Source organism: Litorivivens sp., assembly GCF_057445395.1.
The window spans coordinates 1-26,251 of record NZ_JBVBUV010000031.1 but is presented as its reverse complement, the minus strand read 5'-3'; the positions used below and the strand labels follow the sequence as shown (position 1 = coordinate 26,251).

Genomic DNA, 26,251 nt, shown 5'->3' with positions numbered 1-26,251 from the left:
CTGTGTGTTCGCGTTCCAACGCTCATCCTTCGGGCTGATCCACTACCCCTGCCACCACGTAACAGACCATAGACTGACTCGAGTAAAATATCCCATGGAAGCCACCAATAGCCAACCCCAATGGTTTGACCAGCCCAATCTTTCCAACGAAGCCAAAGCCGTCAGAAGGGCATTAATTGAGGCCGGTTTGGAAACACCCGTCGCCGATACTCATCTCACGCCCGACCAGAAGTACCAGCGTATTCGCGCCGCTATGACCACTGTCGCGCAGACCCTTGGTCTAGATCTGAGTGATGACAGTCTCAGTGAAACACCCCACCGCATTGCCAAGATGTATGTGTACGAGATTTTTTCAGGGTTGGACTACCACAACTTTCCGAAGATTGCGGCGATTGAAAACAAAATGGGGGTAGACGAAATGGTCAAGGTTAGCGACATCAGCCTGACTAGTACCTGTGAGCATCATTTTATTACGATCGATGGCTTTGCCAATGTGGCATACATTCCGCGGCAATCGGTTATTGGTCTATCCAAAATCAATCGACTGGTACAATTCTTTGCGCGGCGCCCGCAAGTACAGGAACGCTTGACTCGACAATTACTTGTCGCCCTGCAAACCCTGCTTGAAACACCGGACGTTGCCGTCAGCATCAATGCTGCACACTATTGCGTAAAGGCCCGAGGCGTTCAGGATGCTACCTCTACGACGCAAACGACGGCCATGGGTGGCGTCTTCAGGGAACAACCGTCCTTGCGTGCAGCATTTATGGCGTGAGAGCCGCGCCATACAAGCGGGGCGGAACTTAGTCCAAACTTAGCTCCAAACTAGTCCGGCGTGGGCATTTCAAAGGTGGGCAGCGAGTCGGGCATGCCACCGAGTGAAACCGCGATTTTGGAAAAGCCCATAAACAGCGCCAGGGCTGCAGTCAATTCGACGATTTCCTCATCGCTAAACTCGCCCTTCATCGCATTCTGTAACGCGTCATCGATCTCGTTGGGCGCGATCAGAAACGTGTCGGTGTAACTCAGAATCAGCTTTTGCCGCGAGGAAAGATCGCTGTCCTCATAGCCATCGCGAATCTGTTCGACCTGCGTTTCGTCTAGACCCTCAGCCTTGGCCTGCGAAAACCTGACGTTCTTGCAGAATACACAATTGGTTTTGCGGGCATTGCGCAGCCGCGCCAACTCTTTACTGGGATGATCCAGAACACCACGACTCCATAGGGTGCCGTAGAGCTGATTGAAGGCAGCCAGAGCCTCGGGTTGCAGGGCCAGTGCGCTGCCACTGATGGGATCATCACCGGCGTTGGCGGGCAAGCTCACACGCGATTTGGTCATGCAGCCTCCTCGATGTTCAGAATCGCTCGAAAACGGGCAAAGCCATCGCACAACGCAAGAAATTCCAGCAGCGCAACCAGCCCGGCATCGCCCAGATGAGCGACCACAGCCGCCGCCATGTCATCGCTGATACTGTGTGGGTCGAGACAGAAACATTCGGCCAGCTGCAGGGCGGATTTCTCAAGCGCCGAAAAACGGGGATCGTTATACCACTGGGGCAGCGCGGCGATAAGATCGTCACCTAACGAACGCTTCAACTCACCATCCATTGTGCAGTGGTGCAGCTGCGCACATCGCGCTTTGCACACCCACATCAGGCGCTGATCCAGTTGTTTCTCAAGCGCAGCTTCGAAGAGTCGATAATCGTTATAAAGGTTAGTGCGCAATGAAAACACCTGCGCGAAATCATTCGCCGGATGCGTCAGCCACGTCATAATCACCTCCCCTTTTTGCTGACAGTGGCACAGGGCATGCGTGCCGGCAAGTTAGGCGGTTTAATCTCTTGGCATAATCGGTAGTTTATGATTTGCGACATTCAGATTATTCATCGAAACGCCCCCGGTGAATCCACTACACCGCCACTTAAATCTTTCGTTAGACCGTTCTGCTTGCTAGTATCCGCCGCGGTGCTTTTCAGCACGATAACAATACTAATTTTAGGGGGAGACCTAAAAACAATGAAAAAAATCTAATCGCAGCGATGTTGGCTGCCGGTGTTGCCATGCCCGCCTTTGCGGCCGACCTTTCCTACACCTACGCTGAAGTCGGCGTTGCCAAGATTGATCTGGATGGCGAAGACGCAATGGGCTTCGGTGTAAAAGGCAGCGTTTCTGTTCACGAGAATGTCTATATTCTGGGTGCTTATAGCCAGGCGGAAACCGACGACGAATACAGCATCATGGGCATCACCGACGAAATCTCCATGGACTCTTACAGCCTGGGCGTAGGCTTCCGCACCGCAGTTAGCGAGACGGTCGATTTTGTCGCTGAAGTTTCTCTGGTGGAAAGCGAAATCGAGTTTGCCGGCATCGACGTTGATAACGATGGTGAGTTGCTGTCTGCCGGTGTTCGCGCTGAAATCAGCAAAAACGCAGAGCTGAATTTCTCCGTGGACCACGCTCGAGGTGACGACGACAACGAGACTGGCTTCAGCATTGGCGGCCTGTACGGCGCATCTGAAACCGTGGATCTGGGCCTGGAATACGGCTCAATCGACGACGTAGATACCCTGACCTTCTCTGCCCGCTTTAACTTCTAAGCCGGCGATTGGACAGCGCCACCAAGGCGCTGTCCATTGCCTCTCCTAGCAACCAACCCGCCGCCTACCACCTATTTAACCTCGCTTGAAAGGCAGCATCTGCCGCGCATCTTGCAGATAGGCGTGAATCGACGGTGTTTCCTGATCAAGGAATCGCGCTATGGCCTCTCGAAAACGCGGATCGACAATCCAGTGTCGCGAACGGGTTTCCACAGGGTCAAAGCCACGCTGAATTTTATGTTCGCCCTGCGCCCCAGGGTCAAAGCGCTGCAGTCCCTGCTCAATACAGTATTCAATACCCTGATAGTAGCAGGCCTCAAAATGCAGAAACTCCACTTCGCGAAGACACCCCCAGTACCGACCATAGAGCGTGGCGCTGTCGTGAAAGTTAAGCGCGGCGGCAATCGGCTCACCGTGTTGTTCAGCCATCACCATTAACAGGTTGTCCGGCATGGTCTGCCCAATCTGCTCAAAAAACGCCTGATTCAGATAACCACCGTGGCCGCTGCGCTTGGCATAGGTCATCTGATAACAGTGGTAAAAGTGCCGCCACAGGTCGGTCGTGATCTGTCGCCCCGGCACGCGCCGCAACACCACTTGCTGCTCGGCAACCAGCCGCCGTTCGCGACGCAATGCCTTGCGCTTGCGTGAACTGAATGCTGCCAAAAAATCTTCAAAATCGCTGTAACCGCGGTTAAACCAGTGGTACTGAGGTGCAACTCGACGAACAAAATCAGCATCACCCCACAGTGCATCTTCATCTGGATTGGTAAACAGCACATGGGCCGACGACACCGAGATATCCGCCTGCGCGCGAAGAAACTCGCAGACCGGCTGCGCAGGAATACCATGGCGTAGTGACAGACGCGGACCAGTGGCTGGCGTGTAAGGAATCGCACACAGCAACTTGGGGTAGTAATTCAAGCCATTGCGCTGCCAGGCGTCTGCCCAGGACCAGTCAAAAACATACTCGCCGTAGCTGTGGTGTTTGCGATACAGCGGCAAGTGCCCAACCAGCTCACCCGCGTCCTCCACGACGAGGTGCGAAGGCTCCCAGCCACTTTTACGTGTTGTTGCGCCGCTGGATTCCATTGCCCATAAGAACTCGTAACGCAAAAAGGGATAGTCAGTGGCTAGCAGCGCATTCCACTGCTCGGCAGACACCTCCGCTAGACTGGAAATAAATCGACAGGAGTACATCAGCCGGGAAGCAAGTAATGCAGGGCGATACCGATGAACACCACCATCCCTACATAATGATTATTCAGGAAAGCCTGAAAACAGTTTTCACGTTGACGAAAGCGAATCAAACGCTGCTGGTAAATAAATAAGCCTGCTGCTGCCGCAACGCCCACAAAGTAGATAAAACCGAGGCTGAAGCGTGAGCCCATGAGCACAAGAATAAACACCACGCTGGCCTGCAGGATGCCGGTGATCAAGCGGTCTTCTTCACCGAAATAGATCGCCGTGGATTTGACGCCAATTTTCAGGTCATCGTCCCTGTCTACCATCGCGTAGAAAGTGTCGTAGGCGATGGTCCAGATCACAACGGCCAGGTAAATCAGCCAGGCCTGTAGCGGCACGGTATTCTGCACCGCAGCGAAACTCATGGGCACACTCCAGGCAAAGGCCGCACCGAGCACCACTTGGGGAAAGTGGGTGTGGCGTTTCATAAAGGGGTAGGTCGCTGCCAGCGCCACCGCTGCTACCGACAGCAGGATTGTCAGCTGATTGGTGAACAACACCAGTACAAAACTGACCAGACACAGACCCACAAACAACCACAGTGCTTCTTTCGCCGCTACTTCGCCGGTGGCCAATGGTCGCGCTTTGGTGCGCTCCACATGACCATCGATATGACGGTCTGCATAGTCATTAATCACACAGCCTGCGGCGCGCATCAGCACAACACCAAGCACAAAGATTATCAAGGTAGACAGCGGCGGAACTCCCTCGGCCGCCAACCACAGCGCCCACAGTGTAGGCCACAATACCAGGTAGGTACCGATCGGCTTATCAAAGCGCATCAGGCGGATAAAAGCAGGGAAGCGTTGCTGAAGTTGTGTCAGGTCAACCGGCATGGAATCAACTCGTAGTAAACCGGATCACCATATAAAGGCCAACGGCGTGTTTCAAGCGTCAAGGTCTGAAAGCAGGCAAAAAGATCTCGCTGACCATCAACGGCAAGCCACCGAGGAAGAAACAGGAGCGACGCCCCCAGAGAGTAGTATCCGTGCGGACAGCCGGCGGCAACGCCGAATCATCGCCCGCAATCGTGGCCACTTCGTAGGGCGCCCGCTGCATACTGGGGTCACTGAAGAGCAAGGCGCCCAGCGCCGAATCCTTCAGTTTGCGCAGGTGGCGCAGCCGCCCTTCAAGGCTGGCGGCTGGCAGTACACTGCGCGCAAATACCCAAGGCTCACCCCGGCAGATCAGCAAAACTTCGCGAATTATCGCCCGTTTGCGCTCACCCATATCGAGTAGGTGCCGCTCGCTGCCGCGCGGGCATTGCCACGACTGTTCCAGCACCTGCACCCGGAAGTCTCCGCCGCTAGCCCGCACCAGACGGGCGGTTAACGAGCCTCTGTCCAGCAGCCAGGGCCGGATTTCACGCGGCAGCTGCTCACTGAGCAGGCAGCGATAGTCCCGCCATTGCGGCTCGTCAGGCTGGTATCGGTAGTGGCGAACAGCGTACAATACCCGGCTCCCTATATACTGCAAAACCCTGATTTCAGGCGCTCACGGCCCGTTTCGCACAAGTGCACAAACGGTTCCGACCACACAAGAGGCGCCCTTTAAAAGTGGCGGCAGAATGCGTGATTCCCTCACAAACTGCAAGCGCCACACACTGACGACGAGGAAGAGAAATGAGTAAGTGGGAATGTATTGTCTGTGGCTGGGTCTACGACGAAGAAACGGGCGACCCGGATTCCGGTATTGCCGCTGGCACCAAATGGGAAGATATTCCCGATGACTGGCTGTGCCCCGATTGCGGCGTAGGCAAGGAAGATTTTGAGCTGATCGAAACCAGCGAACCGGCAGCTGCCCCCCACCACGAAGAAGAAACCACCGACGAAACCCGCGCGCCACTCGTGGTACTGGGTACCGGCCTTGCGGGCTATGGCCTGGTTCGCGAATTCCGCAAACAGGATCAGGACACGCCGGTCATCATGATCACCGCTGACGACGGACGCTCCTACTCCAAGCCGATGCTATCGACCGGCTACACCAAAGACACCACTGCCAATGATCTGGCCCAGGCCGATGCAGGCACTATGGGCAAGCAGCTCAAGGCCAGTGTCTGGACCATGACTCACGTCACCGCGATCGACACCGAAAACCAGACCATCAAATTGGGCGATGCTGAAACCCAGATTCACTACGGCAAGTTGGTTCTGGCGCTGGGCGCCGACACCATCACGCCGCCGATCAAGGGCGACGCACTGGAGTACGTATACTCGGTAAATGATCTGCTGGACTACGACGATTTCCGCACCGCCATCAAGAAAAACGATGTGAAGAAAGTGTGCCTGATCGGCGCCGGTCTGATTGGTTGCGAATTCACCAACGACCTGCTCAATGGTGGCTTTGCGGTTGAAGCGGTAGACCCGATGGGCTATTGCCTGCCAACCCTGCTGCCAGAGCCTGCCGGGCGCGCAGTACAGCGCGCACTGGAAGACAAAGGTGCGAAATTTCACTTCGGCCCGCTGGTCACCGAAGTAAACAAAGCAGGCGACAAGGGCCTGACTGTCACCCTGAGCACTGGCGACACCATTGACTGCGACCTCGTGGTATCAGCCGTGGGCGTACGCCCACGCACGCAGTTGGCATCGGATGCCGGCATCGCTGTGAACCGCGGCATCACCACCAACCGCCTGCTGGAGACCAGCGCCAAAAATGTGTACGCGATGGGCGACTGTGTGGAAGTGGACGGTCACGTGCTGGTCTATGTGGCACCGTTGATGGCCCAGGCTCGTGCGCTGGCCAAAACCCTGGCAGGCACCAATACAGACGTCAGCTACCCTGCCATGCCTGTTACCATCAAAACCCCGGCCTGCCCGGTTGTGGTCAACCCACCGCCGCGTGATCTGGAAGGCGACTGGCAGATTGAGGAAGAGGGCAACAATGTGGTGGCCAAGTTCTTCGACAAGAACGGACAGCTTCAGGGGTTTGCCCTGACCGGCGAAGGCATCAAGCAGAAAATGACCCTGCAGAAGGAATTGCCGCCACTGCTGGCCTAAGCAGCGGTTGCGCTCCCGCACGCAGCTCACGTGGGAGCGCACCCGACGCGCGAAGACAATCTATCCGGCAACAAAAAAGGGCGCCTCTGGCGCCCTTTTCATTTTCCGAAACCCACTCAGTGATCGAACAGATGCCCCAACTTACCCGCCTTGGTCGCCAGATAGCGAGCATTATGCGGGTTCTCGCCAGTGCGCAGCGGTAACCGCTCCACCACCTTGATGCCGTGCTCGGTTAAGGCATTCACCTTGCGAGGATTGTTGGTCATCAACTTGAGCTGACTGATCCCCAGATGATCACACATGACCTTACAGATGCTGTAATCACGCATATCGGCGTGAAAGCCCAGCTTCTCATTGGCCTCTACGGTGTCCGCGCCCCCGTCTTGCAATTTGTAGGCACGAATTTTATTCAGTAGGCCGATACCGCGCCCTTCCTGACGCAGATAAAACAGGGCACCACGCCCTTCCTTGGCGATATTCTCCAGCGCCGCCTGCAGCTGGGAGCCGCAATCACAGCGCATGCTGAACAGCGCATCGCCAGTCAGGCACTCGGAATGAACACGACCCAAGACCGGATCACCGGTGCTGACATCGCCCAGAGTGAGCACGATATGCTCTTTCTGATTTTCGGTATCCTCAAAACCATGAATATCAAACACCGCCCATGGGGTGGGCAGCTTGGAGGATTCGATAAACCTAAGGGACACGCTGAACTCCAGCCGTATTTCAGGGAGGCGCAATTCTAGCCTGATTGGCGGCCAAATTCGACCAATAGGATCAGTAGCGAGCGCGCAGGGTGAGGATATTGTCTTTTTCTTGCATATCGACATGCTCTAGATAGCTCATACCGAGTAGCACCTCGGTCGGAAAATCACCCTCCACCACCACCGCAGGTACCAGTTGGGCAACGATACCCCCTACCGCTACCGACCTGAGCAGAACCCGGTAGGAGCGCGCCATGCCGCTGGCCGTAGAGACCATTGCCGGTTTTCCTTCTTTGTAACGGATACCCAACTGTCTGGCATGACGGGAACTCAGCGCCATAAGGTTAGCACCGGTATCCACCAGGACCGCCATCGTGCGCCCATTGATGGTGGCATTTGTCATGTATTTCAATTGGTTATCGCGATGAATCACAACCTCCCGGGTCGTGTTTTCGCGGTAGTTCGCGTTGATGCGCGACGACAGGTTGAGCTCATGGCGCACCCCCTCGTGTTCGATCAGCGCGCGCTCCGGGTTGGCGTCGAGCAAGGTAACGCCGCGAAAGGTCTCGCCCTTGCGGAGCAATTTCTGCTGGCCGTCCACCAGCAGGTAGGCAGAGCCTTCAAATAGCGCATTCACCTGCACATCCGCACTCGCCAGGCTGGCGAGCAGGCTGAGCAGCAGCGCCAGGCGCTTCACTGCGCCCTATCCTGAGCATGTAACGCCATCAGTTCAGCCACGGTTGCCTCCACATCGTCTGCCTGGGTAATCGCGCTGATCATGGCACAACTGCCCACCCCCGTGGTAAGCACATCGCGCGCGCGCTTTTCATCGATGCCGCCAATCGCCGTCAACGTATACTTTTCTCCCAGCAGCTCAACCCAATGCTTTAACTGGCTCAAACCCTGCGGGTCGAAGGGCATCACTTTGCTGGTGGTGGCGTAGATAGGGCCCATGGCAATGTAACTGGGCTTAAGGCTGTGAGCTGTCGCTATCTCAAAATAACTGTGCGTGCTTAACCCCAGACGCAAACCCGCGCGCTGAATGGCCGCAATATCGGCGCGTTGCAGGTCTTCCTGCCCCAGATGAACACCGTAAGCGCCCGCTGCGATCGCCTCCTCCCAGAAATCATTGATAAACAACCGGGCATTGAAGCGCTCGCTGATTGCCACCGCCCGCTCAATTTCAGCGCGCAGGGCATCGCCAGTCTTGTCTTTGACCCGCAACTGGATGGTGGTAATCCCCAGCGGCAGCAGACGCTCAACCCAATCCGCCGAATCCACTACCGGGTACAGGCCCAACGCACCACCGCAGTCTGGAAAGGGCTTATTGGGGGTTTGTCGCAAGGTGTGACTGACGGTGGGCAAATCCCACCAGTGGGTCGGCCAGCCCATATGGGCCACGGCGCCCGGACCGCCGCCGAGCTGGGTCGACAAGCGCAGGCCCTGAGTGACATAAGCCTTACCCAAAACCAGCGCATCTTTCAGATCATAGCCGCGTGCAACTGCCGCCGTGATCGCCGATGACAAAGTACAACCAGAACCATGGCTATTCACAGTCTGCACATCCCGGCCATGCAGCCAGAAACCGTCCTCACCGTCGGTCCAGTAGTCCAGACGTTCCCCGTTAAGTGCCGAAAAATGGCCGCCCGTAATCAGCACCGACCGCGCACCCAGTTTGACAATCTCGCTGCCGGCTCGCTCCACATCTTCCAGACCACGCAGCTGCCTGCCGAGAATGGCTTCGGCTTCATTGCGATTGGGTGTTAGCAAGTCTACGCGTGGCAATAATTGATCCAGTAGGGCATTAGCCGCGTCGCCGGTAATCAGCGAATCGCCACTGCTGGCACGGGTCACCGGATCGCATACCACAAAGCCCTCATAGGACTTCAGGTACTTGGCAACCATCTCCACCACTTCCTCGTTGGCCAGCATGCCCACTTTGATGGCGCTCGCCGGAAGATCGCTATCCAGCGCATTGATCTGCGCTGCCAATGCTCGCCGCGGTGTCACCGCCACATAACCCACCGCAAAGCTGTTCTGCGCGGTGATCGCGGTAATGACCGTGCAGCCATGTACGGCAAAATCTTGAAAGGTGGCAAGATCTGCCTGAATCCCAGCGCCGCCACCTGAATCCGAACCGGCAATGCTCCAGGCAATGGGTTTACTGTGTGTTGCCATTTACTAACCTCAACAATACAACGCGTGAGAAATACATTGAGTCAGAGAAACTCAGCTTTCACACTGCTGGCGAATGACCGCCCAAGCCTGATCAGCGCTTTCCACATACGTGAACAGCTCGAGATCTTCTTCACTGATCATGCCGTGCTCAACCAGCACCTCGAAATTCAGCACCTTTTCCCAAAATTCACGGCCAAACACGAGAATCGGCAGACTTTTTACCTTTTGGGTTTGCAGCAGGGTAAGCGTTTCAAAAAACTCATCCAGCGTACCAAAACCACCGGGAAAGACCACCAGCGCTTTTGCCCGCATCAGAAAGTGCATCTTGCGCAGCGCAAAGTAGTGAAAGCGGAAACTTAGCTCCGGCGTTATCCAAGCGTTAGGCCGTTGTTCGTGTGGCAGTACAATATTGAGACCGATACTTTCAGCACCCACATCATCGGCGCCGCGATTCGCTGCCTCCATGATGCCGGGGCCTCCGCCGGTCATCACGTGCACCTTGGGCATGCCCGGCGTGCCGGAGTACTGTTCACCAATGATCGCGGCAAGACGACGCGCTTCATCATAGTAACCACTGAGGGCTTGGCGATTTTCTGCCACGACCAGAAGCTTCTGCTTGGCCGCATTGTCAGGGTCGGCCTTTAACGCTGCCTGGGCTTCATTGACCTGCAGCTCTGCGGTGGCCGGATCAGGGATGCGCGCACTGCCAAACATCACAATTGTTGCGTCTATCTCCCATTCCTGCATGGTCATTTCTGGCTTTAACAGTTCCAGCTGCAGACGCACTGGCCGTAACTCGTTTCGGAGCAGAAACTCGTCATCAGCAAAGGCAAGGCGGTAGGCGGAGGCTTTTGTTTGCGGGGTTTCTTCTATTTCCTTGGCATAGGTCGCGTCTTCAGCTGCGGAGGGAAAAGCGACATTTCCAAAACTGCGGGGACCTTTTTTTTTGCTCATGCAATGTCCTTGGCCTGACAGAAAGAGGGAGCCTGATTATTGCTGATGCCAGAAAGGCATGCCCAACGTCGGAGTGCTGGGGCTAGCAGTCTGGCGCTCCGGCATGGCACCGGCAAGATAGCCCTGACGTCCGGCGGCAATCGCATCGCGAAACGCTCGCGCCATCAGCACGGGATCACTTGCCTGCGCCACTGCCGTATTCAGCAATATCCCATCGTACCCCAATTCCAGCGCCATCACCGCATGGGACGGTTTGCCAATGCCGGCATCCACGATTAACGGCATATCGGGCAGGCGCTCGCGAATCGTTTGCAGATTGTAGGGATTCATCAAACCGCGTCCGGTACCTATGGGCGAACCCCAAGGCATCAGCACTTCACAACCTACGTCGCGCAGTCGCTGGCAGATCACCAGATCATCTGTGCAATAAGGAAAGACTTTAAAACCCAGATTGATCAGCTTTTCTGCCGCCTCAACGGTACCGATCGGATCGGGCTGAAGATTGTAGTCATCGCCCACCACCTCCAGCTTGATCCAGTCAGTTTCGAACATTTCACGACTCATCTGCGCCAGGGTAATCGCCTCTTTAACTGAGTGGCAGCCGGCCGTATTAGGCAACAGGGCTTTATTGAGCTTTTGGATGTGCGTCCACAGCGACTGCCCACCCGCTTCTTCCGGCGACTGACGACGCAGGGACACGGTGATGATCTCCGCACCCGAAGCATCAATAGCATCGCTCATCACCTGCGGTGAGGGGTAAAGCGCACTGCCAATTAACAGGCGATTGCTAAAGCTTTGTCCGTAGAGCGTCCACTGGTCTGTCATGCTGATACCTGATCTGTTTTCATCCACCAGCAAAGCTGGTCTAACCGCCTTGCACTGGCGCTACCACATCCACCCGGTCACCGAACTTCAATGACACCTGAGCATACGTTGAGCGGGGTACAAAATCCTCATTGATTGCTACGGCGACGCGCTGGCATTCAAAACCCCACTCGCCAAGCAGGACGTCGAGCGTTTTATTCTGCTCTACCTGCCTAGGCTCACTGTTAACACTGACTTCTATCATCTACGTCCATCCTTTTCGTGTGAAGGACAAGCTCCCACGCTGAGCTAACGGCCAGAGCCTGTCTTGCACGCGAAAGTATTCTGCGCCATCTGCGACACAAAAGGCGCACTGCAATCACCCTCAAATGCCCGCAACGCTGAGGCCAATACGACAGGCGCCAGCAAATACCCATGTCGATACAAGCCATTTACTTGTAACAAGCCATCTATCACCCGCACCAGCGGAAGATTATCTGGCAGTGCCGGTCGGCAGCGCGCAAAGCTGTGCACGATATGCGCTTCGGCAAAACCCGAGTGCACACTGTAAAGGGCAGATAGCAATTCCAGTTCTGAACGAACCGTCACCGGCGCCTGAGATTCGCTCTCAATTTCTGTCGCACCGACCACGTAAATATCACCAGGCTTGGGCGTTATATACAGGTGATAGCGCGGATGCATCAACCTAACAGGTCTACTCAATCGCACTTCAGGCGCTTTCACCCAGAGTATTTCACCACGCACGCCACGCACATCCGGCCAATCTGCTTTGGCCCCCAAACCACGACAATCAACAACCCAGTCAAATGACTCAGCTCTGGCAGCGGTGTGCAACACACCGGGCTCGACACTCTGCACCGCCACATGACTGCGCCATTGGGCTCCACCTGCCACCAAGGTATCGTGCAGTGCACTCAGCAATGCACGGTTATCAAGGCAGCCTTCACCCGCCAGCCAAAGGCCTTGTCTAAACGATTGCGGCAGCTCGGGTTCAAGCTCGGTAATGCCGGATCGATCTAACGCTTTTACGCTGGTATCGTCGCCCACCACCGCCCTGAGCTTCTGGGAAAAATGCTGAAGACTGGCACGGTCCAGTTCGTGCGCAACCACCACAGAGCCGCTGTCTTTCAGGTCTATGGTATGGGCGCCGGTTTCAGCCAACTGCCGCAATAGTTCGCGCCACTGCCCTATTGCGTTCTTCCCGAGCGCAAGCATCTCCGCGCCGCTGGTTACCGCTTCGCTGTAGGGCGCCAACATGGCGGCCGCAACATAGGCCGCACTCAGCGTGCCCTGCTCATCGCCGGCATCAAACAGGGTAAGCTGATGCCCCCGGCGCTGTAGCTGCCAGGCGATCAGGCGCCCCATCAGGCCGGCGCCGGCAATGGCGATATTCATGACGCAACTCCGTAACCGGCGGGCAATGCTGGCACATAACGATCGCGCTGCAGTTGATAGCTGTATTTCACGTCCCGCACCCCGCCGTTCACTGACCCACGATGCACCAGATCACACCTTCCGATAAATCTCACTGCCCTGCGATTTGAACTCTTCGGATTTTTTCGCCATTTCCGCGTCCAGCTCTTGCTGGGCCGCATAATCGCGGACCTCCTGAGTAATCTTCATCGAACAGAATTTGGGACCACACATGGAGCAGAAATGCGCCACTTTGGCGGACTCTTTGGGCAGGGTCTCGTCGTGGTAAGCACGCGCCGTATCCGGATCAAGACCGAGGTTGAACTGGTCTTCCCAACGAAATTCAAACCGCGCTTTACTCAAGGCATCGTCGCGCAGTTGCGCGCCGGGATGACCCTTCGCCAGATCTGCGGCATGGGCAGCGATCTTGTAGGTAATGATGCCTTCTTTAACGTCATCTTTATTGGGCAGCCCAAGGTGCTCCTTCGGTGTCACATAGCACAGCATGGCACAGCCGTACCAACCAATCTGAGCTGCACCGATACCAGAGGTAATATGGTCGTAGCCCGGGGCAATATCAGTCGTCAAAGGCCCAAGCGTGTAGAAAGGTGCTTCTTTACAGTGTTCGAGCTGTTTCTTCATATTGGCTTCGATCATGTGCATGGGCACATGGCCGGGACCTTCAATCATCACCTGCACATCGTGCTTCCAGGCAATTTCTGTCAGCTCACCCAGAGTTTCCAGCTCACCGAATTGCGCCTCATCGTTGGCGTCAGCAATCGAACCCGGACGCAGGCCATCGCCCAGCGAGAAGGACACATCATAGGCCTTCATGATTTCACAGATATCTTCAAAATGGGTGTAGAGGAAATTTTCCTTGTGATGCGCAAGACACCATTTGGCCATAATCGAGCCCCCGCGCGAAACAATACCGGTCACCCGCTTGGCGGTCATCGGCACGTAGCGCAGCAGTACACCAGCGTGAATCGTGAAGTAATCCACGCCCTGCTCTGCCTGCTCAATCAGCGTGTCACGGAAGATTTCCCAGGTCAGGTCTTCTGCCACACCATCCACTTTTTCCAATGCCTGATAGATTGGCACAGTGCCCACCGGCACCGGCGAGTTGCGGATAATCCACTCGCGGGTTTCGTGAATGTTTTTACCGGTGGACAAATCCATCATGGTGTCGGCGCCCCAGCGAATACCCCAGGTCAGCTTTGCCACTTCTTCTTCGATGCTTGAGCCCAGCGCCGAGTTTCCAATATTGCCATTGATCTTTACCAGGAAGTTACGGCCAATAATCATTGGCTCCAGTTCCGGGTGATTGATATTGGCGGGGATAATGGCCCGTCCGCGCGCGATTTCATCACGCACAAATTCCGGAGTGATTTCGTCGGGAATACTGGCGCCAAAGGAATTACCCGGGTGCTGTTGTTCCAGCACACCCTGCTCTTTTGCCTGCGCCAGCGCCATGTTCTCGCGAATGGCAATATATTCCATCTCAGGTGTCACAATGCCCTGCTTGGCGTAATGCATTTGCGACACATTTTTACCTGCCTTGGCACGGCGCGGTTTGCGCTTCAGATCAAACCGCAGTTTTTCCAAGGTTAGGTCGGCGGCACGCTTCTGGCTGTATTCAGAGCTGTCGCCGCTGAGTACCTCGGTATCATCTCGATCAATAATCCATTGCTCACGAACCGGTGCCAGCCCTTTACGGATATCGATCTCGGCATCCGGGTCGGTGTAGGGGCCTGAGGTATCGTAAACCCGTACCGGTGGGTTTGGCTCCAGACGGGTTTCGCCATCAGCCCCGGCAACCGGGGTCGGCGTCAATTTGATTTCACGCATTGGCACGCGAACACCGCGGCTGCCCTCAACGTAAATTTTACTGGACGCCGGAAATGGTTGAACGGAATCGTGGTCGACCTGAGCGGTCTCTCGCAGAAACTGGTATTCAGAAGATGATGACATGGTACCCTCGCGCGCTGGCAGTGGAGCCTGGAGTGAGGGCGAGGAACGAAGGGCAGCCGCAATGGCGGAAGAGTTCTTGTTCCCTACGCCGGCATTATCCAGGTCAGGTTCAGCGGGTGATTCTCAGCCAGCTTCTATTGTGAGAAACCGGCACCCCGACAAGAGCAGGCAGTGTAGCGCTGAAACGGGCGAAGTAGCAACAGGCAAGTGGACAATACTGTTGACTCAGGCAGTAACCGGGAGCGCGCGGCCCCATGATGCGTTAGTTGTTATCGAGAAATTTTCCCTGGTGCTTTGTGTCGGGCAAAGGACAGTGTTCATAGCGACCAAACAGCCGATAGCGATTACGGGCAATACGGTCGTAGAGCCAATCTCGCAGGGGGCGCGGCACCATCCAGCTCAAGGCAAACAACGGCCAGGGAAGAGGTAGCTGGTGCAGCACGCGGATAATGGCTGCCGACTTACAATAGAGCCTGCCGCCTTCCACCAGCAACAGCGTCTCAAAATGATCGGTGGGCAGACCATACCACCTCAGTATTGCCTGCCCCTGCGGCGACTGCACTGTCGCCAGCCGAAATTTGTCGTGCTTATCGTAGCGAATCAGGAAACGTGACCAGGCAGTGCAAAGCTTACAGACACCGTCAAAGAGAATAACGCGGTCTTGCAGGCTGATGCCTGGCGCACACGGATTGTCTGACAAACCAAAGCCCTCCGCCTTTCAGCCTACTACCGTGGCAGATGATCAAACCACGTAGTGAATCAGCACTTGCAACACCACCGCCGCAAATACGCCCGCCAGCACATCGTCGATCATGATCCCAAAACCGCCATGCACTTTCTTATCCAGCCATTTGATCGGCCAGGGCTTGGCGATGTCGAACAGCCGAAACAGGGCAAAACCTGCGACAATCCACAGCGGTTCAGCAGGCACCGCAATCATGGCTATCCAGAAGCCCACAAACTCGTCCCAGACAATACTGCCGTGGTCGTGCACCCCCATGGCCTTGGCGGTATAGCCGCAACAGAACACACCGAAGGCGAAGGTCGCCGCCAACATGGCCAGATACCATGGTAACTCCAGCTGGTTCAATCCCAGCCACAATGGCACTGCCAGCAATGTACCGAACGTGCCGGGCGCCTTGGGCGCAAGGCCGGAGCCAAAGCCAAAGCTGGCCAGATGAATGGGGTTGCGGCAAAGCGCGTAGGTATTCATTGAAAGTGCTGATATCCCTTGTTTTTATAGACGTCCAGATCGACGGCTTTGCCATCGCACTGTAAAACCAGCTCCCGCCCACCCGTTATACCCCCAATCGGGGTAAGGCGAATATCGAACTGCGCCGCAAGCTTTCTCAGGGCGCTTCGGGCGTTTGAATCTGCCGTGAAACATAACTGGTAATCGTCCCCGCCGGTCAGTGCATAGTGGTGCACCTGCTCACGCGGATAACTTTGCGCCAGCGCGCCTGAGACAGGCAGCCGAGACAAATCAACTTCCGCGCCCAACTTACTGGCATGAAGTATATGCCCAAGATCTGCCGCGAGACCATCAGATATATCGATGGCGGCACGGGCGATACCGATCAGCTCAGCCGCAAACTTCAGGGGTGGCTCGGCGCGATAGTACTGGGTCAGAAAATGCTGCTCATGCACACTAACACTATTCTTTTCCAGACAATCCAGTGCAGCGCGTGCGTCACCCAGCGTACCGGTCACCCAGATATCGTCACCGCTATTAGCGGCGCTACGCAGCAGGGCCTTGCCGGCAGGGGTCTCACCAAATACCTGCACTGATAGGCACAAGGGGCCTTTAGTGGTATCGCCACCCACCAGTGGAATCCCGAACGCGTTTGAGGCGTCGGCAAGCCCACGGGCAAAATCAGCTAGCCACGCTTCGTTCGCTTCAGGCAGGGTCAACGCCAGACAGAAACCAAGTGGTTTGGCACCACAGGCGCCCAGGTCACTCACCGCAGCCGCCAGCACGCGCCAGCCAAGACCACTCACATCGACCTTTTTCGGAAAGTGCACACCCTCCACCATCGTGTCGATGGAGGTGCACAGGGTGTGTCCGGGAGAAAGGCTCAGCTCTGCGCAGTCGTCACCGATACCGGTAACCACCGCCGAGCCCTGTTGAAAGGAAGTAAAGTAACGCTGAATCAGTTCAAATTCGCAGAGCGCCATTTATTTCTGCGCGGCAGCCACTTCTATCTTGCGAGTTTGGGCGGCCACCTTGTCCAGTACGGAGTTGATGTAACGGTGGCCATCGGTAGCGCCAAAACGCTTGGCAAGATTGACGCACTCGTTGATCACTACTTTATAGGGCACATCGATACGGTGCTTGAGCTCATACGCCCCCATCCTCAACAGATTAAGCTCAACTGGATCCAGATCACTCAGCTTGCGGTCGAGCAACGGCTCAAACTCCGCCTGAAGTTCATTCAAATTGGCGGGAATTTCATGTAACAGCTCACCAAAAAATTCTGTATCGACATGTTTCATATCGTAGTCGGTCAGAAACTGGGCCTGAATTTCATGCAGCGGCTGCTTGGCCATTTCCCACTGGTAAAGGGCCTGCAATACGTAGTGCCGCGCTTTGCGGCGCAGCGCGGGTAAGTTACTTTCCGGGGGTTGCGACACAGAAACCTCAGCCAATATTCTTGAGCAGACTGACCATTTCCAACGCAGACAGGGCGGCTTCTTCACCCTTGTTGCCCGCTTTGGTACCGGCGCGCTCAATCGCCTGTTCGATGGTGTCGACGGTCAACACACCGAAGGAAACTGGCAGGCCATACTGCATGGAAACCTGCGCCAAACCTTTGGTGCACTCGCCCGCCACATATTCAAAGTGCGGGGTGCCACCACGGATCACCGCACCAAGAGCGATAATCGCGTCGTACTTTTTGGTTTCTGCCACTTTTTGGCAAACCAGCGGAATTTCAAACGCACCGGGAGCTCGCACCACGGTGACATCGCCTTCGGCAATACCGTGGCGAATCAGGCAGTCTTTTGCACCTTCCAGAAGGCTCTCGACCACAAAAGCATTCCAGCGGCCGACCACGATGGCATACTTGCCTTCACAATTGGCAAAGGTGCCTTCGATAGGTTTGTTTGTGCTCATAATCGATTCCTGTCCCTTCTTACTCAGTGCTCGGCCGGGGTGATTTCACCGTCGGCGCTTACAAATTCCGCGATATCCAGATCGAAACCTGAGATCGCATTATACTTGATCGGCGCGCCCATCAGGCGGATTTTGCCGACGCCCAGGTCACGCAGAATCTGAGAGCCAAGCCCCACATTCATATAAGTGTTCTGATGCTGGGCACTATCACCCATCGGCGCCGGGCGATTGCCACGGGCAATATCCAGACTGCTAATCAGATCATCTGACGATTCACTGTTTGCCAACAGTACGACCGCGCCGCCCTCTTCTGCAATTTTCTTGAGACAGCGATTCATATTCCAACCACTGTTTTCACCCGGCAGCTGGATATGCAGCAGATCGCGAATGGATGAGCCCAAGTGCACCCGCACCAGTGCGGGAGTATTGTGATCAATCTCGCCTTTTACCACGGCAAAGTGCACATCATCGTTCACATTATCGCGGTAGCTGTGCAGCTGGAATTCGCCAAAATCTGTGTTTATCGATTCTACAGCCAGCTTTTCAATGGTTTGTTCATTGACCACCCGATAATGGATCAGGTCGGCGATCGTACCAATCTTGATGTCGTGCTTTTCCGCGAATTTTTCCAGGTCGGGCCGTCGCGCCATAGTGCCGTCGTCATTCATGATCTCGCAGATAACGCCAGAGGCCTGAAAACCCGCCAAGCGCGCCAGATCGCAGGCCGCCTCGGTATGGCCAGCGCGGGTAAGTACGCCGCCACTTTCCGCCATCAGCGGGAAGATATGGCCGGGCTGGACGATATCCGCCGCCGTGGCATTTTTCGCAGCCGCAACTCGCACGGTATGCGCGCGATCCGCCGCTGAAATACCGGTGGTAACACCATCTTTTGCCTCGATAGATAAGGTGAACTTGGTGCCAAAACCAGACGCATTGCGATCCACCATCAGTGGCAACCCGAGGCGCTCGCAGCGATCACGGGTCATGGGCATGCAAATCAGGCCGCGCGCGTGCATCGCCATAAAGTTGATATCCTGTGGCCGCACACACTCAGCGGCCATCACAATATCGCCCTCGTTTTCGCGATCTTCATCATCCATCAGTATCACCATCTTACCGAGGCGAATATCCTGAATGAGTTCTTCCACCGTGTTCAGATTCATAACCTTTCCCGTTGCTGCCGAACGCTAGCGTTTGCGCCCGGTAAATCCATGTTCTGCCAAAAAAGCCTCGCTCAATCGCGAGGGTTCCGTGTGTGCTTCACCCGTCAGTAACCGCTCCAGATAACGGGCAATCACATCGACTTCAAGATTGACCACTGTCCCCACCTGGTAGTGGGTGATAATGGTCTGCGCCGCCGTATGCGGCACAATGTTCAATTCTACGCCATCTGCACTCAAGGCGTTGATGGTCAGGCTCACGCCATCTATACAGATTGAGCCCTTGTGCGCCGTGTATTTGCGCAGCGCCGCGGGTACCGCCACCGACAGACGGACAGAGCGGGCATCCTCAGACCGACTCGAAATCTGCCCTGTGCCGTCAATATGGCCACTGACAATGTGACCGTCAAACCGGCCGTTGGCTGGCATGGCCCGCTCCAGATTGACCGAGGCGCCAGGCTTGAGTGCGCCCAAAGTCGCCAAGGACAGGGTTTCACGCGACACGTCTGCGGTAAAGCGGCTGCCATTCAGGCTCGTTACCGTCAGGCAGACCCCATTGGTTGCGATACTGTCACCGAGCTTAACCGCGGACATATCAAGTGCACCCGCATCAATGGTCAGACGCTTGTCGCCACCCGTGTCTGCTATGGTGACGATTTCGCCTACGGCTTCAATAATACCGGTAAACATCAGTGCGCCACCGTATGCAAAGTCGCGTCGAAGCGCCAGTCGCTACCCACTGCGCGCACACTGTCTATATGGAGGCGACGCTGGGAGTTCATGTCATTCAGCGGCAACTCAAACAGGGGGCGAGCCATGCTGCCAAGCAGCGTTGGCGCCATATACACGGTCAAGGCATCCAACAGGTCTGCCTGCAAAAATGCACCAGCCAGCGTCGCACCGCTTTCCACCAGCACCTCGTTACACTGGCGCCGGCCCAGTTCTTTAGCCACTGCCGTCAAATCTACGCGACCATCAGCACCCGCCATCAGCAACACTTCAGCGCCGGCGGCCTCAAGTTTATTGCGCGACTCAGGCGCGTTTTCGGCGCCGATAATCAGGATCGGGCCACCACCTTGAAAGAGCTTGCCAGCCACCGGAGTGCGCAGGTGCGAATCAAGAATAACGCGCAGCGGCTGGCGACACTGCTCGGCGGGCAAACCCGCCTGCTCTGGGCGAACGGTCAACGCGGCGTCATCATGCAACAGGGTTTCTACACCACTGACAATCGCGCAGCTCGCCGCGCGCAGGCGCTGCACGTCGCGACGCGCATCGCTTCCAGTAATCCATTGGCTTTCCCCGGACGCCATCGCGGTACGACCATCCAGACTCATCGCCAGCTTGGCGCGCAATCGCGGCAAACCCGTTTTCATCCGCTTAATAAAGCCGGGATTGAGGGCCTCGGCTTCGGCCTGCGCAATCCCGACTACCACGTCTATACCGGCCTCACGCAAACGAGCAATACCACGCCCGGAAACTTCCGGGTTGGGATCTTGCATTGCCACAACCACTCGCGCTACTCCAGCTGCAATCAGGGCTTCTGCGCAGGGGGGGGTCTTGCCGTGGTGGGAGCAAGGCTCCAGGCTAACGTAGGCGGTGGCGCCTGCAGCTTCCGCACACTGGGCCAGCGCATTGACCTCTGCATGCCCCTGGCCGGCCTTGATATGCCAGCCCTGCGCCAATAGCGTATCGTCACGCACCAGTACACAACCCACCTTGGGGTTGGGGCTGGTCGTATAGTGACCGCGCCCGGCGAGCTGGATGGCGCGCGCCATCCAGCGCGCATCAGTGGCGGCAGACATTACTGACCTTTCGTCTCCGGTGTTGACGGAATCGGGTTGGCCGACAGCCTGTCGATCTCCGCCCGGAATTCATCAAGATCCTGGAAGCTGCGATAAACCGACGCAAATCGCACATAAGCAACGTGATCAATCTTCTGCAAATGATCCATGACCAGCTCACCGATCAACAGTGATGGAATCTCGCGCTCACCCTTAGACTGCAATACCCGCTTGATATCGGTAAGCGTCGCTTCAATTTTTTCCACGCTGACAGCGCGTTTTTCCAGTGCCCGCAAAATACCGGCGCGCAATTTGTCTTCGTCGAAGGGCTCCCGGCGATCGTTACTCTTGATCACCTTGGGCATTAACAGCTCAGCGGATTCGTAGGTGGTAAAGCGCTCGGCGCAGGACAGACATTCGCGACGGCGACGCACCTGCCCACCCTCAGCGACCAGGCGCGAATCAATGACTTTGGTATCGTCGTGGGTGCAGAAGGGACAGCGCATGGGTGGAGCCTCTGTTTGAGTCAATCGCGGGCCAGAAGAGAGCTTATCTACTCTGGCGCCGCTACGAAGAACCGGTCAGGCGTGAAACGCCTGACGGCCGACTCATTTGTAAACCGGAAATTTCTTGCAGATTTCCAGCACCTTGCCCTTAACTTCGGCAATAACTTGCTCGGCGTTACCATTTTCCAGGCTTTCCAGCACGTCGCACATCCAGCCGGCCAGCTCTTTGCACTCGGCTTCTTTAAAGCCGCGGGTGGTCACTGCCGGTGTACCAACACGCAACCCACTGGTAATGAAGGGTGAACGCGGATCATTAGGCACGGCGTTCTTGTTCACGGTGATATTGGCATCACCCAGCGCCGCATCGGCGTCTTTGCCGGTATAGGGTTTGCCAATCAGATCAACCAGCATCAGGTGGTTTTCAGTACCGCCCGAAACTATATTGATACCGCGCTCTATAAAAGTAGCTGCCATCGCCTGCGCGTTCTTCACCACTTGCGCCTGGTAGGTTTTGAACTCGGGCTCCATCGCTTCTTTGAAGCTGACCGCTTTAGCTGCAATCACGTGCATCAAGGGGCCGCCCTGACCACCGGGGAAAACAGCTGAATTGAATTTCTTTTCCAGCGCTTCATTGGCCTTGGCCAGTATCAGGCCGCCACGTGGGCCGCGCAGGGTTTTGTGCGTTGTGGTGGTTACCACATCGGCAAACGGCACCGGGTTGGGGTAAACGCCCGCGGCAACCAGTCCGGCCACATGGGCCATATCAACCATAAGGTAAGCGCCCACTTTGTCGGCAATCTCGCGGAAACGGCCCCAATCAACGATGCCGCTGTAGGCAGAGAAGCCCGCCACAATCATTTTCGGCTTGTGTTCAAGTGCCAGTGCTTCCACCTGATCGTAGTCGATCAGACCCGTTTCAGGGTTCAAACCGTACTGCACTGCGTTGTATATCTTGCCGGAGAAATTGGGCTTAGCACCGTGAGTCAGGTGGCCACCAGCATCCAGGCTCATACCGAGCACAGTCTCACCGGGCAATAGCAGGGCCTGATAAACCGCCGAATTGGCCTGAGAACCGGAGTGCGGCTGAACGTTGGCGTAGTCGGCGCCGAACAGGGCCTTGGCACGCTCAATGGCCAGTTCTTCGGCTTTGTCGACGTATTCACATCCGCCGTAATAGCGTTTTTTGGGGTAGCCTTCCGCGTATTTATTGGTCAGCACCGTGCCCTGCGCCTGAATCACGCGCGGGCTGGTGTAGTTTTCAGAGGCAATCAGTTCGATGTGCTCTTCCTGGCGAGTTTCCTCTTCCTGGATAGCAGTCCAAATCTCGTCGTCATAACCGGCGATGGCCATGTCTTTTGAAAACATTCACGGTCTCCCACAGAAGTGATAGGGGTGCTGCCCTCAATAGTGGCTGAACCCGGCTGGAAAAGGCGCGCATTGTACAATAATTGGGCCCGAGGGGCATCCTTCGATGGCAAGGGTTTTCAGGGTGTTTCAACCGCGATAGATGGATCGCGGCAAACGGGCACCAAGCGCAAGCTGCGCTAGTGCGCAGCGCACGCGAGCAGGCCTAGGACGCCCGCCCCTCACCCTCTACAAATTCATTGGTGAAAAACGATCCACTAAGCTGCCTTACTGTGCGCAAGCGGGCCTGCCCTTTCAGCAACACCCGTTCGCCCTGCACGGTACAGTGAATCTCGCCTCCCCGGTCAGACAACTGATGGGCGAGCAGGACCTGCTTACCCAGTTTTTTCGCCCAGTAGGGCGCCAGCGAACAATGGGCGCTACCGGTCACGTCATCTTCGTCAATACCGTAGTTCGGCGCAAAGAAACGCGACACAAAATCACAGCGTTCACCCGGCGCGGTAACAATCAGCCCGCCCTCAGGAACCTTGCGTAGCAGCTCCATATCCGGATCTATTGCTAGGACCTCTCCTTCGGTCGACACCTGTGCTATCCAATTGCCGGCGTTTACACAGGCGCGAAACCCCTGAATCTCACCGTCGAGGCCAATCGCCTCAAGAATTTCAGGGGGCAATGTCACCGGCTCGACCCGCTGCGCCGGAAAGTTCAAGGTCAGGTAATCGCCCTCCGCCGTCACCGACAGATCACCGCTGCGACTGGAAAAGGTCAATTCGCCTTCCTCGCCAGCAATCTCGGCCAGCACCCAGCCAGCGGTCAACGTGGCATGGCCACACAGATCGACCTCAACGGCCGGGGTAAACCAGCGAATATTCCAGCGCTTGTCGCCTTCAGGCACCACAAAGGCTGTTTCAGCAAACCCCATTTCAGTGGCGATTGCTTGCATCTGACTGGCCTGCAAGGACTCTTTCAGCAGGCAAACTCCGGCAGTATTGCCGCGATACTGGTCACTGACGAAGGCGTCGACTTGATATATTTTCATCATAAAGGCAGGTTAACCCTTCTTACACACTATCGGTTTATGGTGTGGTGATCGGTCATTGATAAAGCAGCGTAAACTCAACCAACAGAGCAAGGCCCGTTTATGCCCATGGCAGAAACCGCTATCAGCGCACAGCCGCAACGCCTTCAGTCTTACCGCACGGTGAGACAATTCAGTGAGCAGCTCTGCGCCACCCTGAGCGCCGAAGACACCTGTATTCAGTCGATGCCGGATGTCAGCCCGAGCAAGTGGCATCTAGCGCACACCACCTGGTTTTTTGAGCAATTTATCCTCGCAGAATACTGTGAGGGCTACCAGCCTTTTCACCCCCAGTACGCCTACCTTTTCAACAGTTACTATATCTCCAAGGGTGACCGCCATGCACGACCCGCGCGTGGCCTGCTGTCGCGACCCACACTGGACGAGATACTCGCCTACCGCCACGCCATTGATGAGCGTTTGATCCAGTGGCTGGAGCAGAGCGACCCGCCAGACACCATTGACACCCTCATTACACTGGGACTGAATCACGAGCAGCAGCACCAGGAATTGCTGTTGATGGACATCAAACACGTGTTTTTCTGCAACCCGCTGTTTCCCGCCTACAGTAAAACACCAATGCCCGCAGCTTTCGCTACAGGCCAGACTGGGGAGTGGTTAGAGCATCCCGGCGGGCTTGTAGAAATTGGCCATCACGGCGCCGACTTTTCGTTTGATAATGAGCAACCCCGTCACAAGGTCTGGCTTGAACCCTTTGCGCTGGCCGACGCTCTGGTTACCAACGGCGACTGGCTGGACTTTATCGAAGACGGTGGCTATCACACCCCGCGCCTGTGGTTGTCGGAGGGCTGGGACTGGTGTCAGCAGAACGATATCGCTGCACCTCTCTATTGGGTGTATGACGACGAAATCCTCGAGTTCACACTGCATGGCCTACAGACACTCAACCCAGACCGGCCGGTCTCTCATATAAGCTACTACGAGGCCGCCGCCTTCGCTGAATGGGCGGGCGCCCGCCTGCCGAGCGAGGCAGAGTGGGAGGTTGCCGCTAGGCCCGGGTCGCACCAACACCTGCTGCACCCCGGCGGCGATGGTTTTTTCGGCCAGTTATGGCAGTGGACGAGCTCGCCCTACCAAGCCTACCCCGGCTTCAAACCTCTGCCCGGCAGCCTGGGCGAATACAACGGCAAGTTCATGTCATCCCAGATGGTGTTGCGTGGCAGCGCTTGCATTACGCCACCAGGCCATGAGCGCACCACCTACCGAAACTTCTTCTATCCACAGCAACGCTGGCAATTTGCCGGACTAAGGCTGGCCCGTGACCGCACCACTGATTGACCTGAAACCCGATACTCGCACACTGCTCGAAGAGGCCTTGGCCGGCCTCAAGGCAACACCGCGCCATCTGCCCTGCAAGTATTTCTATGACGCGGTAGGAGCCAGGCTGTTTGAACAGATCTGCGAACTGCCTGAGTACTACCCCACCCGCACCGAAATAAGCATCCTCAGGCGCTATCTGCCGGATATGGCCCAGCATATTGGCCCGCAGGCACGTATTGTCGAGTACGGTAGTGGCGAAGGGCTGAAAATTCGCCTGCTGCTGGACGCCCTCAGCTCGCCCGCGGCCTACACCGCCATCGATATATCACGCGAACAACTACAGCGCGCGGCCAACGCCCTGAGCGAGAGCTACCCGGCGGTCGATATCCAGCCCGTGTGTGCAGACTATAGCAGCGCATTGTCACTACCCAGACCGACCCACAACTTCCGACGTACGGTGGTGTTTTTCCCGGGATCCACTATTGGCAACTTTGCGCCTGCAGAGGCACTGGGCTTACTGCGCCGCTTTGCGGCGCTTGCTCAACAAGGACAGGAACCCGGAGGCCTGCTGGTGGGTGTCGACCTGAAAAAGGATCGACAGCGTGTGGAAGCAGCCTATAACGACAGTCGCGGCATTACCGCACAATTCAACCTTAACCTGCTGCAACGCTTGAATCGCGAAGTAGGCGCTAACTTTTGCCTGGAGCACTGGCAGCACCGTGCCTATTGGAACCCAACGCAGGGTGCTATCGAAATGCATCTGGTAAGCCAGCGCGAACAACAGGTCAAGATCAACGGCGACGCCTTTCTGTTTAGTCCCGGCGACAGCGTACATACCGAGAACAGCTTCAAGTATACCGTGGAAGAATTCACCGAACTTGCCGCCAGCGCTGGCTTTCAGCCCGAGGCCTGCTGGCTGGATGACGACAACCTGTTCTCTGTTCACTACTTCACACTATAGCGGGATTGCGCAATTCGCCTACGAGAAACCCCTTACTCCACCTTCAGTATCCCCGAATATTGCGCTGCCCGCGCGCTCCCTAGAATGGACCCATCAAATGAATTGCTCCAACGAGAGCAACAAAC

At 56.2% G+C, this 26,251-nt stretch carries 29 protein-coding genes and 1 riboswitch; of the genes, 5 read left to right on the top strand and 24 right to left on the bottom strand.

Translation table 11 applies throughout. From position 1 onward, the window contains the following. Nucleotides 1-94: 94 nt before the first annotated feature. Nucleotides 95-775, top strand: coding sequence for a GTP cyclohydrolase I FolE (folE, locus tag AC222A_RS10605; RefSeq protein ID WP_372749119.1), 681 nt, complete (start codon nucleotides 95-97; stop codon nucleotides 773-775). A gap of 50 nt (nucleotides 776-825) precedes the next feature. Here the strand turns inward: folE and AC222A_RS10600 are convergent, their stop codons facing one another. Both AC222A_RS10600 and AC222A_RS10595 read right to left on the bottom strand, forming a co-directional pair. Beyond that, nucleotides 826-1,338, bottom strand: a complete 513-nt coding sequence (locus tag AC222A_RS10600; RefSeq protein WP_372749118.1) for a carboxymuconolactone decarboxylase family protein — start codon at nucleotides 1,336-1,338, stop codon at nucleotides 826-828. Further along, nucleotides 1,335-1,772 carry a carboxymuconolactone decarboxylase family protein gene (locus AC222A_RS10595; protein WP_372749117.1) on the bottom strand — a complete coding sequence of 146 codons (438 nt, stop codon included), beginning with the start codon at nucleotides 1,770-1,772 and terminating at the stop codon, nucleotides 1,335-1,337. Before AC222A_RS10595 ends, AC222A_RS10600 begins: the two co-directional genes overlap by 4 nt. Nucleotides 1,773-2,038: 266 nt before the next feature. Here AC222A_RS10595 and AC222A_RS10590 point away from each other — a divergent pair, with 266 nt between their 5' ends. Continuing rightward, nucleotides 2,039-2,596 carry a porin gene (locus AC222A_RS10590; RefSeq protein WP_372763706.1) on the top strand — a complete coding sequence of 186 codons (558 nt, stop codon included), beginning with the start codon at nucleotides 2,039-2,041 and terminating at the stop codon, nucleotides 2,594-2,596. 75 nt (nucleotides 2,597-2,671) lie between these two features. Here AC222A_RS10590 and AC222A_RS10585 read toward each other — a convergent pair whose 3' ends face one another. Genes AC222A_RS10585 through AC222A_RS10575 form a run of 3 tightly spaced genes read right to left on the bottom strand, consistent with a single transcriptional unit; the run spans nucleotide 2,672 to nucleotide 5,293 of the window. Continuing rightward, complete coding sequence (locus AC222A_RS10585) at nucleotides 2,672-3,796, bottom strand: GNAT family N-acetyltransferase (RefSeq protein WP_372750145.1); 1,125 nt, start codon at nucleotides 3,794-3,796, stop codon at nucleotides 2,672-2,674. Beyond that, complete coding sequence (gene ubiA, locus AC222A_RS10580) at nucleotides 3,796-4,677, bottom strand: 4-hydroxybenzoate octaprenyltransferase (protein WP_372750146.1); 882 nt, start codon at nucleotides 4,675-4,677, stop codon at nucleotides 3,796-3,798. Before ubiA ends, AC222A_RS10585 begins: the two co-directional genes overlap by 1 nt. 58 nt (nucleotides 4,678-4,735) lie before the next feature. Continuing rightward, the gene (locus AC222A_RS10575; protein WP_372750147.1) at nucleotides 4,736-5,293 is read right to left on the bottom strand and encodes a chorismate--pyruvate lyase family protein; all 558 of its coding nucleotides are present in this window, start codon (nucleotides 5,291-5,293) and stop codon (nucleotides 4,736-4,738) included. Between the two features lie 170 nt (nucleotides 5,294-5,463). Here AC222A_RS10575 and AC222A_RS10570 point away from each other — a divergent pair, with 170 nt between their 5' ends. Next, entirely contained in the window at nucleotides 5,464-6,837 is a 1,374-nt protein-coding gene (locus AC222A_RS10570) for an FAD-dependent oxidoreductase (protein WP_372758499.1), read from the top strand. A gap of 116 nt (nucleotides 6,838-6,953) precedes the next feature. Here AC222A_RS10570 and ribA read toward each other — a convergent pair whose 3' ends face one another. The 19 genes from ribA to AC222A_RS10475 all read right to left on the bottom strand — a co-directional run bounded on the left by ribA (nucleotide 6,954) and on the right by AC222A_RS10475 (nucleotide 23,848). Continuing rightward, nucleotides 6,954-7,544, bottom strand: a complete 591-nt coding sequence (ribA, locus tag AC222A_RS10565) for a GTP cyclohydrolase II (protein WP_372749010.1) — start codon at nucleotides 7,542-7,544, stop codon at nucleotides 6,954-6,956. Nucleotides 7,545-7,614: 70 nt separating this feature from the next. Next, complete coding sequence (locus AC222A_RS10560) at nucleotides 7,615-8,238, bottom strand: retropepsin-like aspartic protease family protein (RefSeq protein WP_372749009.1); 624 nt, start codon at nucleotides 8,236-8,238, stop codon at nucleotides 7,615-7,617. Next, nucleotides 8,235-9,719 (bottom strand): bifunctional hydroxymethylpyrimidine kinase/phosphomethylpyrimidine kinase, encoded by a 1,485-nt coding sequence (thiD, locus tag AC222A_RS10555; RefSeq protein WP_486774947.1) that lies wholly within the window; start codon nucleotides 9,717-9,719, stop codon nucleotides 8,235-8,237. The genes AC222A_RS10560 and thiD overlap by 4 nt, the downstream gene beginning before the upstream one ends. Before the next feature lie 51 nt (nucleotides 9,720-9,770). Further along, entirely contained in the window at nucleotides 9,771-10,673 is a 903-nt protein-coding gene (locus tag AC222A_RS10550; protein WP_372749007.1) for an LOG family protein, read from the bottom strand. A 36-nt stretch (nucleotides 10,674-10,709) separates the two neighbouring features. After that, entirely contained in the window at nucleotides 10,710-11,498 is a 789-nt protein-coding gene (locus AC222A_RS10545) for a thiazole synthase (RefSeq protein WP_372749006.1), read from the bottom strand. 40 nt (nucleotides 11,499-11,538) lie between these two features. Continuing rightward, complete coding sequence (gene thiS, locus AC222A_RS10540; RefSeq protein WP_372749005.1) at nucleotides 11,539-11,742, bottom strand: sulfur carrier protein ThiS; 204 nt, start codon at nucleotides 11,740-11,742, stop codon at nucleotides 11,539-11,541. A 44-nt stretch (nucleotides 11,743-11,786) separates the two neighbouring features. Further along, a complete protein-coding gene (gene thiO / locus AC222A_RS10535; protein WP_372799241.1) occupies nucleotides 11,787-12,893 on the bottom strand; it encodes a glycine oxidase ThiO in 1,107 nt (368 codons plus the stop codon). A gap of 111 nt (nucleotides 12,894-13,004) precedes the next feature. Beyond that, a complete protein-coding gene (thiC, locus tag AC222A_RS10530; protein ID WP_372759512.1) occupies nucleotides 13,005-14,882 on the bottom strand; it encodes a phosphomethylpyrimidine synthase ThiC in 1,878 nt (625 codons plus the stop codon). Between the two features lie 63 nt (nucleotides 14,883-14,945). Continuing rightward, a riboswitch (TPP riboswitch) is annotated at nucleotides 14,946-15,050 on the bottom strand. A 94-nt stretch (nucleotides 15,051-15,144) separates the two neighbouring features. Beyond that, on the bottom strand, nucleotides 15,145-15,582 hold the full coding sequence (locus tag AC222A_RS10525) for a thiol-disulfide oxidoreductase DCC family protein (protein WP_372798009.1): 438 nt from the start codon (nucleotides 15,580-15,582) through the stop codon (nucleotides 15,145-15,147). Between the two features lie 42 nt (nucleotides 15,583-15,624). Continuing rightward, nucleotides 15,625-16,095 (bottom strand): phosphatidylglycerophosphatase A family protein, encoded by a 471-nt coding sequence (locus AC222A_RS10520; protein WP_486774946.1) that lies wholly within the window; start codon nucleotides 16,093-16,095, stop codon nucleotides 15,625-15,627. Further along, complete coding sequence (gene thiL / locus AC222A_RS10515; RefSeq protein WP_372782428.1) at nucleotides 16,092-17,057, bottom strand: thiamine-phosphate kinase; 966 nt, start codon at nucleotides 17,055-17,057, stop codon at nucleotides 16,092-16,094. The genes AC222A_RS10520 and thiL overlap by 4 nt, the downstream gene beginning before the upstream one ends. After that, entirely contained in the window at nucleotides 17,058-17,513 is a 456-nt protein-coding gene (gene nusB, locus AC222A_RS10510) for a transcription antitermination factor NusB (protein WP_372748508.1), read from the bottom strand. A 7-nt stretch (nucleotides 17,514-17,520) separates the two neighbouring features. Continuing rightward, on the bottom strand, nucleotides 17,521-17,994 hold the full coding sequence (gene ribH / locus AC222A_RS10505; protein WP_372748507.1) for a 6,7-dimethyl-8-ribityllumazine synthase: 474 nt from the start codon (nucleotides 17,992-17,994) through the stop codon (nucleotides 17,521-17,523). Between the two features lie 23 nt (nucleotides 17,995-18,017). After that, the gene (ribBA, locus tag AC222A_RS10500; RefSeq protein ID WP_372748506.1) at nucleotides 18,018-19,157 is read right to left on the bottom strand and encodes a bifunctional 3,4-dihydroxy-2-butanone-4-phosphate synthase/GTP cyclohydrolase II; all 1,140 of its coding nucleotides are present in this window, start codon (nucleotides 19,155-19,157) and stop codon (nucleotides 18,018-18,020) included. Nucleotides 19,158-19,181: 24 nt separating this feature from the next. After that, complete coding sequence (locus AC222A_RS10495; protein ID WP_372748505.1) at nucleotides 19,182-19,844, bottom strand: riboflavin synthase; 663 nt, start codon at nucleotides 19,842-19,844, stop codon at nucleotides 19,182-19,184. Next, nucleotides 19,844-20,956, bottom strand: a complete 1,113-nt coding sequence (ribD, locus tag AC222A_RS10490; RefSeq protein WP_372748504.1) for a bifunctional diaminohydroxyphosphoribosylaminopyrimidine deaminase/5-amino-6-(5-phosphoribosylamino)uracil reductase RibD — start codon at nucleotides 20,954-20,956, stop codon at nucleotides 19,844-19,846. Before ribD ends, AC222A_RS10495 begins: the two co-directional genes overlap by 1 nt. Next, nucleotides 20,956-21,441 carry a transcriptional regulator NrdR gene (nrdR, locus tag AC222A_RS10485; protein WP_372748503.1) on the bottom strand — a complete coding sequence of 162 codons (486 nt, stop codon included), beginning with the start codon at nucleotides 21,439-21,441 and terminating at the stop codon, nucleotides 20,956-20,958. The genes ribD and nrdR overlap by 1 nt, the downstream gene beginning before the upstream one ends. A gap of 102 nt (nucleotides 21,442-21,543) precedes the next feature. Beyond that, entirely contained in the window at nucleotides 21,544-22,806 is a 1,263-nt protein-coding gene (gene glyA / locus AC222A_RS10480) for a serine hydroxymethyltransferase (RefSeq protein WP_372748502.1), read from the bottom strand. 205 nt (nucleotides 22,807-23,011) lie between these two features. Further along, entirely contained in the window at nucleotides 23,012-23,848 is an 837-nt protein-coding gene (locus tag AC222A_RS10475) for a PhzF family phenazine biosynthesis protein (RefSeq protein WP_372748501.1), read from the bottom strand. 99 nt (nucleotides 23,849-23,947) lie between these two features. Here AC222A_RS10475 and egtB point away from each other — a divergent pair, with 99 nt between their 5' ends. Together egtB and egtD are read left to right on the top strand one after the other, a co-directional pair. After that, the gene (egtB, locus tag AC222A_RS10470; protein WP_372748500.1) at nucleotides 23,948-25,183 is read left to right on the top strand and encodes an ergothioneine biosynthesis protein EgtB; all 1,236 of its coding nucleotides are present in this window, start codon (nucleotides 23,948-23,950) and stop codon (nucleotides 25,181-25,183) included. After that, on the top strand, nucleotides 25,164-26,126 hold the full coding sequence (gene egtD, locus AC222A_RS10465) for an L-histidine N(alpha)-methyltransferase (protein ID WP_372758445.1): 963 nt from the start codon (nucleotides 25,164-25,166) through the stop codon (nucleotides 26,124-26,126). Before egtB ends, egtD begins: the two co-directional genes overlap by 20 nt. Nucleotides 26,127-26,251: the final 125 nt, after the last annotated feature.

Coding starts and splice junctions, on each gene's coding strand:
- folE (WP_372749119.1), top strand. CDS start 95: ATGGAAGCCACCAATAGCCAACCCCAATGGTTTGACCAGCCCAATCTT.
- AC222A_RS10600 (WP_372749118.1), bottom strand. CDS start 1,338: ATGACCAAATCGCGTGTGAGCTTGCCCGCCAACGCCGGTGATGATCCC.
- AC222A_RS10595 (WP_372749117.1), bottom strand. CDS start 1,772: ATGACGTGGCTGACGCATCCGGCGAATGATTTCGCGCAGGTGTTTTCA.
- AC222A_RS10590 (WP_372763706.1), top strand. CDS start 2,039: ATGTTGGCTGCCGGTGTTGCCATGCCCGCCTTTGCGGCCGACCTTTCC.
- AC222A_RS10585 (WP_372750145.1), bottom strand. CDS start 3,796: ATGTACTCCTGTCGATTTATTTCCAGTCTAGCGGAGGTGTCTGCCGAG.
- ubiA (WP_372750146.1), bottom strand. CDS start 4,677: ATGCCGGTTGACCTGACACAACTTCAGCAACGCTTCCCTGCTTTTATC.
- AC222A_RS10570 (WP_372758499.1), top strand. CDS start 5,464: ATGAGTAAGTGGGAATGTATTGTCTGTGGCTGGGTCTACGACGAAGAA.
- thiD (WP_486774947.1), bottom strand. CDS start 9,719: ATGGCAACACACAGTAAACCCATTGCCTGGAGCATTGCCGGTTCGGAT.
- AC222A_RS10550 (WP_372749007.1), bottom strand. CDS start 10,673: ATGAGCAAAAAAAAAGGTCCCCGCAGTTTTGGAAATGTCGCTTTTCCC.
- AC222A_RS10545 (WP_372749006.1), bottom strand. CDS start 11,498: ATGACAGACCAGTGGACGCTCTACGGACAAAGCTTTAGCAATCGCCTG.
- thiS (WP_372749005.1), bottom strand. CDS start 11,742: ATGATAGAAGTCAGTGTTAACAGTGAGCCTAGGCAGGTAGAGCAGAAT.
- thiO (WP_372799241.1), bottom strand. CDS start 12,893: ATGAATATCGCCATTGCCGGCGCCGGCCTGATGGGGCGCCTGATCGCC.
- thiC (WP_372759512.1), bottom strand. CDS start 14,882: ATGTCATCATCTTCTGAATACCAGTTTCTGCGAGAGACCGCTCAGGTC.
- AC222A_RS10520 (WP_486774946.1), bottom strand. CDS start 16,095: ATGAATACCTACGCGCTTTGCCGCAACCCCATTCATCTGGCCAGCTTT.
- thiL (WP_372782428.1), bottom strand. CDS start 17,057: ATGGCGCTCTGCGAATTTGAACTGATTCAGCGTTACTTTACTTCCTTT.
- ribH (WP_372748507.1), bottom strand. CDS start 17,994: ATGAGCACAAACAAACCTATCGAAGGCACCTTTGCCAATTGTGAAGGC.
- ribBA (WP_372748506.1), bottom strand. CDS start 19,157: ATGAATCTGAACACGGTGGAAGAACTCATTCAGGATATTCGCCTCGGT.
- AC222A_RS10495 (WP_372748505.1), bottom strand. CDS start 19,844: ATGTTTACCGGTATTATTGAAGCCGTAGGCGAAATCGTCACCATAGCA.
- ribD (WP_372748504.1), bottom strand. CDS start 20,956: ATGTCTGCCGCCACTGATGCGCGCTGGATGGCGCGCGCCATCCAGCTC.
- nrdR (WP_372748503.1), bottom strand. CDS start 21,441: ATGCGCTGTCCCTTCTGCACCCACGACGATACCAAAGTCATTGATTCG.
- glyA (WP_372748502.1), bottom strand. CDS start 22,806: ATGTTTTCAAAAGACATGGCCATCGCCGGTTATGACGACGAGATTTGG.
- AC222A_RS10475 (WP_372748501.1), bottom strand. CDS start 23,848: ATGATGAAAATATATCAAGTCGACGCCTTCGTCAGTGACCAGTATCGC.
- egtB (WP_372748500.1), top strand. CDS start 23,948: ATGCCCATGGCAGAAACCGCTATCAGCGCACAGCCGCAACGCCTTCAG.